Here is a 14,697-nt window from a genome sequence, read left to right on the forward strand (position 1 = left end):
GACAGCAAAACATGAGTTACGTTAACTAAAGTTATATCGAACCACAAAAATTACATACCAGAAATCATTATCACGATTACCAGCATGTAATTTGAACTGAATCGATTTTATGCGATCAAGCGAACATTAATAACATGCTGAACCTGTCTTATCTCATCCAGTAAATCCTCAGATGGCGCCTCTTCAATATCCAGAATGTTGTAAGCAATCTGATCCCGACTCTTATTCAGCATATCGATGACGTTGATATTTCTGTCTGCCAGCAGAGACAACACATTGCTCAATACTTTGGGTACGTTTTCATTACAGAATGTCAGGCGATAACCGGTTGATCGTTCCAGATAGATAGACGGAAAATTAACAGAATTTTTAATATTTCCATTCATCAAAAAATCAATCAACTGATTGGCTGCCATGGTTGCACAATTGTCTTCTGCCTCCTGAGTCGAAGCGCCAAGGTGAGGAAATATCAAAGTATCATCACGGCCGATCAATTCTGGTGCCGGAAAGTCAGTAATATATTTTCTCAGCACCCCGGCATTCAGGGCCGCCGTCACCGCAACCAGATCAACAATCGATTCTCTGGCAAAGTTCAACAATGCGGCACCCTCCCGAAATTGTTTGATTGCATCGTTATTGATCATACCTTTGGTCGCCTCAATGGCAGGTACATGCAACGTTACAAAATCAGACTTATTCAACAATGACGCCAGGTTTTCAGCTTTTTCAACACGACTGCTTAAACGCCATGCAGATTCCACTGAAAGAGCAGGGTCATAGCCAATCACCCGCATTCCCAGTTCCAGCGCCATATTGGCCACCTGCGCACCAATAGCACCCAAGCCGACCACTCCCAGTGTCTTTCCTTGCAGCTCACATCCCGAAAACTCTTTCTTTCCTTGTTCAGCTTGAGCTTGCATGTCAGCATCATTCAGCCCGTTCATATTTTTTACAAACTGTAATCCACCAACCAGATCACGCGCTCCCAACAACAGTCCTGCAAGGATAATTTCCTTCACTGCGTTAGCATTTGCTCCAGGAGTATTAAACACCACAACACCCTGTTCAGAACAACGCTGAACAGGAATATTATTTACTCCAGCACCGGCTCTGGCGATTGCTTTCAAACCACCGTTTAAATCAGATTCAGTGAGTTTGTGACTTCTTAACAGCAGTGCATCCGCGTGATTAATTTCACTGGCAATTTCAAAACTTTCTCGTGAAAAACAATTTAAGCCGTTGTTTGAAATCTTGTTAAATGTTTTGATAAAGAACATCGAGGCTCCTATGATAGAAAAGTAAGAGTTTGTTATTGTTTTTTTAACCCAGGAAATCTTTACACTAAGCCTGGCTCAAAACATGCTAAGGTTAAAACATATTGCTTGTACCGATCATAATCTGACGCAAGTGATCTGACTAAAATTTTTATTTTAAAAATTAAGGAGATAAACGCATCGTATTCTGAGAATTCATTCAGAGTAACGATAGCAATGACAAAATCCGGACAAATACAGTACAACGTTCTAACCATATCCTGGCACACTAAGTGCCTGAAACCAGAACATTCTACTAAACAACTGGTGTCCAAAGTAAGTCGATTTATCAAAATGCGACGAGGTGAGGCATGGATATTTTTAGTAATTACAAAGAACGTTATACATCCCGGAATCAGGAGGAGTATTCGCTCGAAGAGTATCTTGAGCTTTGTAAAGCTGACCCAATGGCCTATGCAACTGCCCCAGAACGGATGTTGAAAGCCATCGGTGATCCTGAATTTATAGACACGTCACGTGACTCTCGACAGAGTCGAATCTTCTCAAACAAAATCATCAAACGTTACCCCGCCTTCGAAGAATTTCACGGCATGGAAGAACCTATCGAACATATCGTCAGTTACTTCAAACATGCAGCACAGGGGCTGGAAGAACGTAAACAGATTTTATATCTGCTAGGGCCGGTAGGCGGCGGCAAATCCTCTCTGGCAGAAAAACTAAAAGCGTTGATGGAAAAAATTCCTTTCTATGCTATCAAAGATTCTCCGGTTTACGAGACCCCACTGGGGCTGTTTGACTATGAGGAAGATAAGGATATTCTCGAAGAAAAATACGGAATCCCCAATCGTTACCTGAAAACCATTATGTCGCCCTGGGCAATCAAACGGCTGCATGACTTCGGCGGTGATATCAGCAAGTTCCGGGTGGTCAAACTGTTTCCTTCCATCATTGATCAGATCGCGATCTCAAAAACTGAACCCGGCGATGAAAACAATCAGGATATTTCTTCACTGGTCGGGAAAGTGGATATCCGCCGATTGGAGGAATACGCTCAGAATGACCCTGATGCTTATTCGTTTTCCGGCGGCTTGTGTAAGGCCAACCAGGGCTTGATGGAGTTTGTGGAGATGTTTAAGGCTCCAATCAAAGTACTTCATCCATTACTGACCGCCACACAGGAAGGTAATTACAACGCAACGGAAGGCATGAGTGCCATTCCATTTAACGGCACCATCCTGGCGCACTCTAACGAGTCCGAATGGCAGTCTTTTCGCAATAACAAGAACAACGAAGCGTTTCTGGATAGGGTTTACATCGTTAAGGTGCCCTACTGCACCCGCGTCAGCGAGGAAATCAATATTTATGAGAAGCTGTTGGAACACAGCTCCCTGAGAGAAGCACCGTGCGCTCCTGATACCTTAAAAATGCTAGCTCAGTTCAGTGTTCTGAGTCGAATCAAAGAGCCTGAAAATTCCAATATCTATTCCAAGATGCGGGTCTATGATGGTGAAAACCTTAAAGACACTGACCCTAAAGCGAAGTCTCATCAGGAATACCAAGATGCTGCCGGTGTCGACGAAGGCATGAATGGCTTATCCACCCGGTTTGCCTTCAAAATTTTGTCCAAAGTTTTTAACTTCGATCCGACGGAAGTGGCTGCCAACCCGGTACACCTGCTCTACGTTCTGGAGGATCAGATTGAACAGGCGCAGTTCCCGCAGGAAACGCACGATCTGTATCTGTCCCATCTGAAAGAATATCTGGCGCCACGTTATATCGAGTTTATCGGCAAGGAAATTCAAACCGCTTACCTCGAAAGTTATGCAGAATATGGGCAAAACATTTTTGACCGTTATGTCACCTATGCTGATTTCTGGATACAGGATCAGGAATATCGGGATCCGGATACCGGTGAAATTCTAGATCGCAGCTCGCTGAATGATGAGCTGGAAAAAATTGAAAAACCTGCTGGCATCTCCAACCCGAAAGACTTCCGTAATGAGATCGTTAACTTTGTCCTACGGGCCAGAGCGAACAACAACGGTAAGAATCCGGAATGGCAAAGCTACGAGAAACTGCGTGCAGTCATCGAGAAAAAAATGTTCTCCAACACCGAAGACCTGCTACCGGTGATCTCCTTCAATCCGAAATCGTCCACTGAGGACAAAAGAAAACACGAAGACTTTGTCAATCGCATGGTCAAACGCGGCTATACTGAAAAACAAGTGCGATTGCTGTCCGAATGGTATCTGAGAGTCAGAAAGTCTCAATAGACGACGGAGCTTGTATGCAAAACAGTTATGTGATCGACCGGAGACTGAACGGTAAAAACAAAAGTGCGGTGAACCGGCGCCGTTTTCTTGAGCGTTATAAAAAACACATCAAGAAAGCGGTTAATGAAGCGGTCAATCGTCGCTCAATCACCGATATGGAGAAGGGTGAATCGATCACTATTCCATCCCGGGATATTCAGGAGCCACACTTTTCCCATGGCCAGGGAGGTCAGCGTACATTTGTGAATCCTGGTAACAAGGAGTTCAGCCAGGGAGACCGGTTACGCAAGCCTCAGGGCGGTGGTGCCGGCGGAAATGGATCAGGACAGGGAGCATCAGATAGTGGCGAAGGTATGGATGAGTTTACCTTTAACATCTCCCAGGATGAGTTCCTGGAGTTTCTGTTTGAAGATCTTGCCCTGCCAAATATGGTGCAAAAAGAACTGCGTGAGATGGAGGAATTCACCTATCGTCGCGCGGGCTATTCCACCCAGGGTACCCCGGCGAAAATGAATATTGTTCGCAGCCTGCGCAATGCACATGCGCGTAGAATCGCCATGACCGGTTCCAGCCGACGCCGGATCAAAGAACTGACCGCTGAGCTGGAATCACTGGAAGCCAAAGGCCCACTCGCTGACGATGAGGTCCGTATCGAGGAAATTACAGACCAGATCGAACGTATCAAACGAAAAATGGCCGGCATTCCCTTTATTGATGACTTCGACCTACGCTTCAACCGTCATGAGAAACAACCGATACCCACCAATGCTGCGGTGATGTTCTGCTTGATGGATGTTTCAGGGTCCATGACCCAATCCACCAAAGACATTGCCAAACGTTTTTTTCTATTGCTCTATATGTTTTTGCGACGCAATTACGAAAAAATCGAAGTGGTGTTTATTCGCCACCATACCAGCGCCAAGGAAGTTGACGAGGAAGAGTTTTTCTACTCCCGAGAAACCGGCGGAACCATTGTTAGCAGTGCCCTTAAACTGACAGACGAAATTATCAAACACCGCTACCCGCCTTCTGCCTGGAATATTTATGTGGCCCAGGCATCGGATGGTGACAACTGGAACGATGATTCACCGGTATGCCGGAAAATTCTGACTGAAGCCATCATGCCATTGGTTCAGTACTACTCCTACATCGAAATCACCCCGCGGGATCATCAGGCCCTGTGGTATGAGTATGAAAGCATTTACGGTGATTTCCCGGATCAGTTCTCAATGGAACAAATCGTTGAAGCAGGGGAGATTTATCCTGTTTTCAGAAAACTGTTCCAACGCCGGGAAGCCGCATAAGCGAGGTGAGCATGAGTAAACGCGCGAGCAAACCCTTATCCACGGGATCGGACTGGACTTTTGAGTTAGTGCAGGAATATGACCGCCAGATCGCCAAGATTGCGGCTGAGTTCAAGCTGGATACCTATCCCAACCAGATCGAAATTATCAGCTCCGAACAAATGATGGATGCCTACTCATCCGTTGGCATGCCGGTAGGTTATCATCACTGGAGCTTCGGCAAGCAGTTTTTACAGACGCAGCAGAACTACCAACGCGGACGGATGGGTCTGGCTTATGAGATCGTCATCAACTCCAATCCGTGTATCGCCTATCTGATGGAAGAAAATACCATGACCATGCAGGCACTGGTCATTGCTCATGCCTGTTATGGTCATAACTCATTCTTCAAGAACAACTATCTGTTTAAAACCTGGACCGATGCTGACGCCATCATCGACTATCTGGTATTTGCCAAGAACTTCGTACAAAAGTGTGAGGAGCGCCATGGTATCGCAGAAGTCGAGAAGATTCTGGATAGTTGCCATGCCCTGCAAAACTATGGAGTTGATCGTTATAAGCGGCCAGTTCCGATCTCCGCAACCGAGGAGCGGGAACGACAGAATGAACGAGAGGAGTATCTGCAGCGGCAGGTCAATCTGCTATGGCGGACCATCCCCACTAATGCAGAAAAAGGAGACCTCAAACATAAGTCTCACTTTCCCGAGGAACCACAGGAAAACCTACTGTACTTCATTGAAAAAAATGCACCATTACTGGAAACCTGGCAACGGGAACTGGTCAGAATAGTGCGTAAAATCGCACAATATTTCTACCCACAACGACAAACCCAGGTCATGAATGAAGGCTGGGCAACCTTTTGGCATTACACCATTCTCAATGAGATGTATGACCGTGGCCTGGTGACAGAAGGTTTCATCATGGAGTTTCTGACCTCCCACTCCAGTGTGATTTATCAGCCCTCGTTTGATGCGTCGTACTACAGTGGCATCAATCCGTATGCACTCGGCTTTGCAATGTTTACCGATCTCAGACGAATCTGTCAGAACCCGACCGAGGAAGACCGACAGTGGTTTCCGGATATCGCCGGTAACGATGACTGGCTGGGAACGCTGCACTTCGCCATGGAGAATTTCAAAGACGAAAGCTTTATCCAACAGTTCTTGTCACCCAAAGTCATTCGCGATCTGCACTTGTTTTCCATTCTGGATGACGAAAATATTGCTGAGTACGAAGTGCTGGCCATTCACAACGAAAACGGTTACCAGGCTATTCGTCATCAACTTTCTGAGCAATATAACCTGAGTGTTCGGGAGCCAAATATCCAGGTGTATGAGGTGGACCTTCGTGGTGACCGCTCCATTACATTGCAGCATATCCGTCACAACAATATTCCTCTGGATCAGAGCTCGACGACTGAAGTAATGAAGCATTTACATCGATTATGGGGGTTTGATGTGCACCTGAACTCCATTTTCAACGATGAAATCAAACAAAGCTTTCACATGCCTCCCAAGAAAGGTGAGGACAAGGAGCGGGAAGACAGCGATCTGTTAAAATACGTTTAACATTCTTTTTTTACAGAGAGGCCAAGGCTTACACCTTGGTCTCACTCTTAGCCTGTCTGGTTTATTTTTTTAAAAATCACGCCCCGGATGATTCGCGAAATATTTCAGAATTTACAGATATTCGAAAATACTAAAGAGCCTTTGATTAATACCAGCAGAGAAGCCAGAGCAAGGCCATAATCTGTGACCGGTTTGAACATATTTTTTAATACGGCCTTCGCATTGTAAGTCATTGTGCAGCCTGATAGTTTTCAGTCATGGACGATCCTGTCACAACACTGATCTTCTTTGCGCCCCCCCGACCAAAGTCTAAACGCATTTCTGACAGTGCACTGCTAACTTAAAGCCGCCTAACGATATAAGGCTGTACACCACAGCCCAATAACAATAATACAATGGAGGCACCTCTATGAATCTTGATAATAATTCCAGTGCCAAGGCGGCATACTGGAAAGAAAATATCCGATTGATCATTACGCTACTGGTTGTCTGGTTCGTCGTGTCATTTGGATTTGGCATCCTGCTGGTGGATGTTCTCAATCAAATAAAAATCTTCGGATATAAACTGGGCTTCTGGTTTGCACAGCAGGGCTCAATTTATTGCTTTGTCGTTTTAATTTTCGTGTATACCAGAAAGATGGAAGCCCTGGACCGAAAATATAATTTGCACGAAGACGAGTAAAGGAGACGAACAATGGAGTTACAAACCTTAACCTACATCGTTGTTGGTCTCTCTTTCACACTGTACATCGGCATAGCATTCTGGGCGCGAGCTGGTTCAACCAGTGAATTTTATGTCGCCGGTGGGGGAATTCACCCTGTTGCCAACGGTATGGCGACCGCAGCCGACTGGATGTCTGCGGCATCGTTCATCTCTATGGCCGGTCTGATCGCATTCTTTGGCTATGGCGGGACCGTCTTTCTCATGGGATGGACAGGAGGCTACGTACTGTTAGCCATGTTGCTGGCACCGTATCTACGTAAGTATGGCAAGTTTACCGTCCCTGAGTTTATCGGTGACCGTTACTATTCCAATACTGCCCGTGTGGTAGCCGTTATCTGCCTGATTCTGGCTTCAGTCACATATGTAATTGGTCAAATGAAAGGGGTTGGCGTGGCATTCTCCCGCTTCCTGGAAGTCGATTATGACACCGGCCTCTACATTGGGATGGGCATTGTTTTCCTTTATGCAGTACTTGGTGGCATGAAAGGCATTACCTATACCCAGATCGCTCAATACTGTGTGTTGATTCTGGCGTATACCATTCCTGCCATTTTTATTTCCCTACATCTGACCGGGAACCCAATTCCGCAGTTTGGTCTTGGCGGGACACTGGTCGGCACGGATACCTATTTGCTCGATAAACTTGATCAAATTGTCCAGGATATAGGCTTCAGCGAATATACCACGCAGTTCCGCCTGAGCATGACCAACACCTTCTTCTATACCATGTCGTTGATGATCGGTACTGCAGGTCTGCCACACGTGATCATCCGTTTTTTCACTGTACCCAAAGTCAGTGATGCACGGAAGTCAGCGGGCTGGGCTCTGGTGTTTATCGCCATTCTCTACACCACTGCACCGGCCGTAGCCGCAATGGCCCGTTACAACCTCATGAATACCCTGGAACCCGCTCCAGGTGAGTACATGAAGTATGACGAACGGCCTTCCTGGTTCAACACTTGGGAAAAAACCGGGTTACTGGCAGTTGAAGACAAAAATGGTGATGGCCGCATTCACTACACTGCCAACAAAGACGAAAACGAACTGGTCAAAATTGATAACGACATCATGGTACTGGCCAACCCGGAAATTGCCGGACTGCCAAACTGGGTAATTGCTTTGGTTGCCGCCGGTGGACTGGCTGCAGCATTGTCCACGGCAGCAGGCCTGTTACTGGCTATTTCCTCAGCCATCTCCCATGATCTGTTAAAAGGTGTATTCAGACCTGACATCTCTGAAAAGGGAGAATTGATGGCCAGTCGGGTTACGATGGCCCTGGCCATTATGGCTGCGGGCTATCTCGGCCTGAATCCACCAGGATTTGCAGCCGGAACTGTGGCACTGGCGTTTGGTCTGGCAGCCTCATCAATTTTCCCGGCAGTTATGATGGGTATCTTTTCGAAGAAAATTAATAAGGAAGGAGCCGTCTGGGGCATGATCGGCGGTATTGGCATCACGCTGTTCTACGTCTTCCAACACAAGGGCATCATGTTTATTCCGGGTACGGAATTCTTAGGCAGCATGAAACCCAATTGGTTCTTTGGCATCGAACCTAATGCGTTTGGAGCCATTGGCGCAATCGTAAACTTTGCAATCGCTTTCTCGGTATCGAAAGTGACCGCCCCGCCACCAGAGCACATTCAACACATTGTTGAAGATATCCGTGTTCCCAGTGGTATCGGTTCAGCGTCTAACCATTAACCAATGGACTGATTGGAACAGGTGTTTAACACCTGTTCCCAACTTCCAACCCAGATGTAGACCTTATGTTTAAAAATAAACACATTACAATCGCACTACTCATAGCCCCGTTTTTGGCAATCATCGCTTATTTCGCGACTGACCTGGCCATCGGAGAAAAGCCTCAGGCTGCCGTTGCCGGTCAGAGTTATAAGCTGGCTCCTAAATCAGATTGCCGCCATGAAAGCGGAAAATGTACATTGAAAAACGGCGACATTGAAATCGTCATTCGCGCTGACCAACAAGATACCGGTAGCTGGCTGTTCACACTCGATTCCAACATTGCACTGGAAGCCGCTGCACTGGTAATCGGCCCATCAGAGGCTGAGCAAACGGTTCCGACCAATATGTCTCCGGTCGAGGAAGTCGAGACTAAGACCGCAATGCAAGTCTGGAGCCTTGAAGTACCACCATTTGACAAGAGTAATGATGTAATGCGAGTGGCTGTTTCCGCAGGTGGTTCATTGTATTTTGTCGAAACCTCAGCTATTTTTTCGGAATTCATTACACCTTTCATGGAAACAGCGTCTTCCAAGTAACTGCACTGGAGACCGGACATGAGTGCAACCGTTGAAATTACTGAAGTTATCAGTTTTTTACAAAAAACACCGCCATTCCAGTTTCTGGATGGCAATGCACTGAAGCGAATCGCTTCTGGTCTTGAAGTCCAATATATTAAAGTAGAACAATCCACCGCGATTGAGACACCTGAAAGCGGACCGGTCCTGCACATTATTCGTCGAGGTGCGTTTGAGATTCGCAGCCAGGAGGGCCTTCTGGTTGACCGCCTAGCTGATGGTGAGTGTTTCGGTATCTCCAGTATTCTGGAAAATAATCCTGAAGGCTTTACTGTTATCGCTCTGGAAGACAGCCTGGTCTACCGTCTGGACAGGAAAACATTCCAGACGATCGCCGACGATTACCCAAGCTTTCTGAGTTATTTCACCAGTACCCGGGCAAACAGGCTGCGTAAGTTATTTGCAAGCCAGACTCACCCAACCATTACTCCGGCCATTCATCTTTCCAATTCGGTAGATTCACTCATGTCCTCCGGACTGATTGCCACCGATATTGATAGCACCGTACAGGCTGTCGCAAAAAAAATGACAGCTGCCCGGGTCAGCTCGATCCTGATACTCGAAAACGAACAAATGATTGGGATATTAACCGACCGGGACCTGCGTTCTCGGGTGCTGGCCACTGCACTGCCGGCTGATACTCCCGTTGGCGACATCATGACCCATGACCCCGTATATCTCTCTCAACAGGCCAGCATTATGGAGGCACTGCTGTTGATGAGTGAACGGGATATTCATCATCTACCCATTATCAGTCATGATGCCAAGCCTATTGGCATGATAACTTCAACAGACTTACTACGTAACCAGCAACTCAGCCCTCTACTACTGGCATCAGAAATCAGCCGGCAAACCAATGTCCCGGCGTTAATCAATACCTGTAAACGACTGCCTGCTCTGATAAACAACCTGGTAGTCACCAATATTTCTCCAGTAGATATCGGCAGAGTATTGGCCACCATCTCCGATAATCTGATACAGCAATTGATCAAACTGGCCATGATGCAATATGGACAAGCGCCAATGGATTTTAATTTTCTGGTATTCGGGTCTCTGGCCCGCAGAGAGCAATCTCTTGGTAGCGACCAGGACAACGCATTGATGTTGGAAAATGAACCCAACGAACAGGAAGTGCACTATTTCAATCGACTGGCACGGTTTGTCAGTGACGGTCTGCACCACTGTGGATTTCCCTATTGTCCTGGCAATATCATGGCAACCAATCCAACCTGGATGATGAGCCGACAACAATGGCAACGGCAGTTTAATTACTGGATTGAAAAGTCCACCCCAAAAGCACTATTGAATGCCTCTATTTTCTTTGATATCCGTTCCTCCTACGGACCGGAGGAGCCGGCCAGACAGCTACAGGCAGAAACCCTGAATCATTGTCAAAAAAACAGTATTTTTCTGGCCACATTAACCAGAAATGCGCTGCGTTCCAGACCGCCGTTGGGGTTTTTCCGTAACCTGGTTCTGGAAAGCACGGGCGAACACAAAAATGAGCTGGATCTGAAACACAATGGTATTGCTCTGATTAATGATCTGGCCAGGATCTATGGTCTCGCCACTGGAGAAACCTCGACCTCAACAATTGAGCGACTGCAGAATCTGGGCAATAAAAAAGCCATGTCGCAGGAAAATATTCATAACCTGCAGGACGCCTGGATGTTTCTTTCAGAACTCCGCCTGCAAACCCAACACGATCACTGGCAACAACACGGTAAAATCAGTGCTTATCTTGATCCAACTCATCTGAGCCAGCTGGAAAGACGACACCTGAAAGCAACCTTCAAAGCCATTGCCAGCGCCCAGGATATGGCAAAAATCAGATTTGCCAATGGTTTACCCTCCTAATGTTAATGGCACGTCTACGCACAAAGTTCTTCAACCAGACTCTGAATGCACTACATAACGAGCCATGGAACAATCAGAAATATCTGGTACTGGATATGGAAACGACTGGGCTCAATGTGGCAACGGATCACCTTTTAAGCTTGGGATGGATTAGCATCGACGAAGGCACTATCAAGCTTTCGACGGCACAATTGCTACTCGTCAATCACGGGGCGGTATCCAAAGATACTGTTGGTCTGCACATGATTACGGATCAAGACATCAATGATCAGGGCATACCAGTCAGAACTGCACTCGAATATCTGTACCAGGCGCTTCAGGGACGTTTACTGATTGTGCATCACGCACCAGTGGAAATAGGTTTTCTGACCAGACTCTGGCGTCAAATAGCCTTACCTTCCGTACAGATCAACCTGTTCGACACTCTATTATTTGAACGAATCCAAAAAAATAAAATCCAGGAATATGTCCGCGACGATGCTTTTAGACTGAACAACTGTCGCAAGCGTTATAACCTGCCGGAATACGGCGGGCACAATGCATTGACAGATGCGTTGGCAACAGCGGAGTTGTTTCTCGCACAGGTTGCTCATGTGAGAGCAGAGCCTACCATTGGCTACTTATTTAAAAATGCCGGCCTGACCATTCGACTGCCTTGACACTGAATGCATCACATCTCATCACTGTTACGCAAACCACCCCGACCATGAACTACGTTACTCCGTTTTAAATAGGAACTAAAATGACACATGCTGAGCAAAAGTAAGATTGCTACCGCTAAATGCCTCAAGTAAAATGAAATTTCTATTCCATTTATGGAAACCTTGCCCATACACTCAACCTTGACTGGATTGATTCACTTGGCCATAAGGCTTTCTTTGTCCGGATAAATATGAAGAGACACATATATGTTTACTTTCTGACAACTGGTTTCAAAGGCGCAAAAAAGAAATCATGCTAAATATATTTAAAACTCCGAACCAAAATATAGCCCGCTAACAAATTAGTGACATTACCAGGCACTGGCGAAAGACCGCAGCATCATTTAAGAGAAGCATCTATGAATCAAACTAACCTCCCCAATACTCTGGAAGAATTGGAACAAACGATTGCAGAGCGCTATAACGATCTCAGCAAACGATTGCAACAGGTTGCACGTTATCTTACCGATCACCCCAGAGATGTTGCTTTCGACACCGTTGCCTCTATTGCAACAAAAGCCAATGTAACCCCCTCAACACTGATCCGGTTTGCCAATGCCCTGGGATACCAGGGGTTCAGTGAAATGCAGCGTCTGTTTCGCAGTAAGCTTATTGATAATGCACCGAGCTACAGCGAACGTATTCGCATGGCGAGCCAGGAATACGGCCAATCAGATAACCCTTCACCGTTTCAGCTGTTACAGGAATTCACGACATCCAATGTCATCGCCCTTGATCACCTGAAACATGAAATGGAGGAAGAGAATCTGAATAAGGCGTTGGACATTCTGGAGAATGCCAGGTCAACTCATATCGTTGGGGTCCGGCGAGCCTTTGTCGTGGCATCGTACTTTGCCTACGCCTTACGGCATATAGAACACCATGCTTACCTGGTCGATGGCATCGGAGGGATGTTTAAGGAACAAGCCCAGTCTATCGATGCCCAGGATGCAGTCATTGCCATCAGCTTCACCCCTTACGCCCAGGAAACTCTGGATGTCGCTCAAATCGCCATGAAAAAAGGTAGTCCATTGATTGTGATTACCGATAGTCCGCTCAGCCCATTGGCATTACAAGCCAGTGTCAGCCTGGTAGTGAAAGAAGCCCAAGTTCGCAGCTTCCGCTCCTTAACCTCATCTCTGTGCCTTGCACAAACACTCTCGATCGGTCTTGCCTATCGTCTACAGGCCAACAACAAACTGGATGGCAGCAAACACATCGCGGCTCCGGATGGGGCCTGAAACGACCTTAGAGCTGACACAAATCGCCAGATAAACTCAACCTCCCCCCTGCACTCACAGGATGACCGCCACGGATGGTGGAAATGCAGAATGTGTCGGGAACAAATAGTTTGCGAGTCCTTTCCTGGACGTACCCCGCTCCTACGCATCCATGCGCTCGCGGATGACCGCCACGGATGGTGGAAATGCAGAATGTGTCGGGAACAAATAGTCTGCGAGTCCTTCCCTGGACGTACCCCGCTCCTGCGCATCCATGCGCTCGCGGGATTGGTCCTTCCCTGGACGTACCCCGCTCCCGCGCATCCATGCGCTCGCGGGATTGGTCCTTCCCTGGACGTAAAAAAGCCGCTGTACGCGGCTGAAGTTTATCGCTCGAAAAAACAATCAGGTCGTTTTGCGACGCTTGTTTTGTCGACGTTGGTCAACCACTACTGCTGCAACAATGATGACTCCTTTAATAATGTCCTGATAATATGCATCAATCCTAAGGAAAGTGAAACCGGACAACATCACCCCCAGGATTAAGGCTCCAATTACAGTACCCATAATCCGGCCACGACCACCGGACAAGGACACTCCACCGATGACCGATGCAGCAATTGCATCTAGTTCGTACATTAATCCCATTCCCGCCTGAGCAGTTTTTATCCGTGCAATCGCTACCATCGCAGCCAACCCCGTAAGCAGTCCCGCAATGGCATATATCTTAATCAAGTGCATGTCGATGTTGATGCCGGACACGCGTGCAGCCTGTTCGTTAGCACCTATTGCATAGGTGAATTTTCCGTAACGGGTATAACGCATCACAATATGAAAAATAACTGCAACACATAGAAACACCACGACGGGCATCCAACGACTTAAGCCATTACCCAACACAGCAAAGCTTTCTGTAAATCCGGATACCGGACTACCATCGGTATACCATCTGGCTACGCCACGGGCGCTGACCATCATGCCCAATGTTGCAATAAATGGTGGGATTTTGGTTTTGGTAATCAACACGCCACTGACCAGACCAGCCAACCCACCGACAGCTATACCCACCAGTATTGGCACAATAAACGGCAGGTCGGTCAGCGCAGGATTAATCACTTTGGGCCACTTGGCAGTCTGCGCAAAGGTTGCAGCAATCATTCCGCTCATTGCGACGACAGAACCCGAGGACAAATCAATCCCACCGGTAATAATTACCTGAGTCACACCAATCGCAATAATACCAATGACGGATACTTGCAGAATAATAATCTGTAAACGCGCCACGTTGGTCAGGAAGCTCTGACCCACAAAAATCCACCCAAGTATTTCAAAAAGCACTGCAATGCCAATTAAAACCAGAAAAATGTTAAATTCCGGAGGAATGCGCCTCTTAGTTGCCAGATCCAATGTTTCCATACTGGCAGCAGCTGATTTAGTTACCATAATTACCTCTCTATT

11 protein-coding genes are annotated in these 14,697 nt (G+C 46.9%); 9 read left to right on the plus strand and 2 right to left on the minus strand.

Annotation, left to right across the window (positions count from 1 at the left end):
• Window positions 1-107: 107 nt before the first annotated feature.
• Window positions 108-1,277 (minus strand): phosphoglycerate dehydrogenase, encoded by a 1,170-nt coding sequence (locus ACQY6I_RS19125; protein WP_428243108.1) that lies wholly within the window; start codon window positions 1,275-1,277, stop codon window positions 108-110.
• 347 nt (window positions 1,278-1,624) lie between these two features.
• On the opposite strand from ACQY6I_RS19125, the gene ACQY6I_RS19130 reads away from it, so the two are divergent.
• The 9 genes from ACQY6I_RS19130 to ACQY6I_RS19170 all read left to right on the plus strand — a co-directional run bounded on the left by ACQY6I_RS19130 (window position 1,625) and on the right by ACQY6I_RS19170 (window position 13,260).
• Window positions 1,625-3,547 carry a PrkA family serine protein kinase gene (locus ACQY6I_RS19130; protein WP_428243109.1) on the plus strand — a complete coding sequence of 641 codons (1,923 nt, stop codon included), beginning with the start codon at window positions 1,625-1,627 and terminating at the stop codon, window positions 3,545-3,547.
• 14 nt (window positions 3,548-3,561) lie between these two features.
• A complete protein-coding gene (locus tag ACQY6I_RS19135) occupies window positions 3,562-4,851 on the plus strand; it encodes a YeaH/YhbH family protein (protein WP_428243110.1) in 1,290 nt (429 codons plus the stop codon).
• An 11-nt stretch (window positions 4,852-4,862) separates the two neighbouring features.
• Window positions 4,863-6,419: a SpoVR family protein gene (locus tag ACQY6I_RS19140; protein ID WP_428243111.1), complete on the plus strand. Its 1,557-nt coding sequence runs from the start codon at window positions 4,863-4,865 to the stop codon at window positions 6,417-6,419.
• A 409-nt stretch (window positions 6,420-6,828) separates the two neighbouring features.
• A complete protein-coding gene (locus ACQY6I_RS19145; RefSeq protein WP_428243112.1) occupies window positions 6,829-7,101 on the plus strand; it encodes a DUF4212 domain-containing protein in 273 nt (90 codons plus the stop codon).
• Window positions 7,102-7,113: 12 nt separating this feature from the next.
• Window positions 7,114-8,844 carry a sodium:solute symporter family protein gene (locus ACQY6I_RS19150; protein WP_428243113.1) on the plus strand — a complete coding sequence of 577 codons (1,731 nt, stop codon included), beginning with the start codon at window positions 7,114-7,116 and terminating at the stop codon, window positions 8,842-8,844.
• 65 nt (window positions 8,845-8,909) lie between these two features.
• The gene (locus tag ACQY6I_RS19155; protein ID WP_428243114.1) at window positions 8,910-9,422 is read left to right on the plus strand and encodes a hypothetical protein; all 513 of its coding nucleotides are present in this window, start codon (window positions 8,910-8,912) and stop codon (window positions 9,420-9,422) included.
• 18 nt (window positions 9,423-9,440) lie between these two features.
• The gene (locus tag ACQY6I_RS19160) at window positions 9,441-11,318 is read left to right on the plus strand and encodes a putative nucleotidyltransferase substrate binding domain-containing protein (protein ID WP_428243115.1); all 1,878 of its coding nucleotides are present in this window, start codon (window positions 9,441-9,443) and stop codon (window positions 11,316-11,318) included.
• On the plus strand, window positions 11,318-11,977 hold the full coding sequence (locus tag ACQY6I_RS19165) for an exonuclease domain-containing protein (protein ID WP_428243116.1): 660 nt from the start codon (window positions 11,318-11,320) through the stop codon (window positions 11,975-11,977). The genes ACQY6I_RS19160 and ACQY6I_RS19165 overlap by 1 nt, the downstream gene beginning before the upstream one ends.
• Before the next feature lie 401 nt (window positions 11,978-12,378).
• Complete coding sequence (locus ACQY6I_RS19170; RefSeq protein WP_428243117.1) at window positions 12,379-13,260, plus strand: MurR/RpiR family transcriptional regulator; 882 nt, start codon at window positions 12,379-12,381, stop codon at window positions 13,258-13,260.
• Window positions 13,261-13,644: 384 nt separating this feature from the next.
• Here the strand turns inward: ACQY6I_RS19170 and ACQY6I_RS19175 are convergent, their stop codons facing one another.
• Entirely contained in the window at window positions 13,645-14,682 is a 1,038-nt protein-coding gene (locus ACQY6I_RS19175) for an ABC transporter permease (protein WP_428243118.1), read from the minus strand.
• Between the last annotated feature and the right edge of the window lie 15 nt (window positions 14,683-14,697).

The sequence above is a fragment of the Gynuella sp. genome, assembly GCF_050297175.1.
Classification (GTDB): Bacteria; Pseudomonadota; Gammaproteobacteria; order Pseudomonadales; family Natronospirillaceae; genus Gynuella.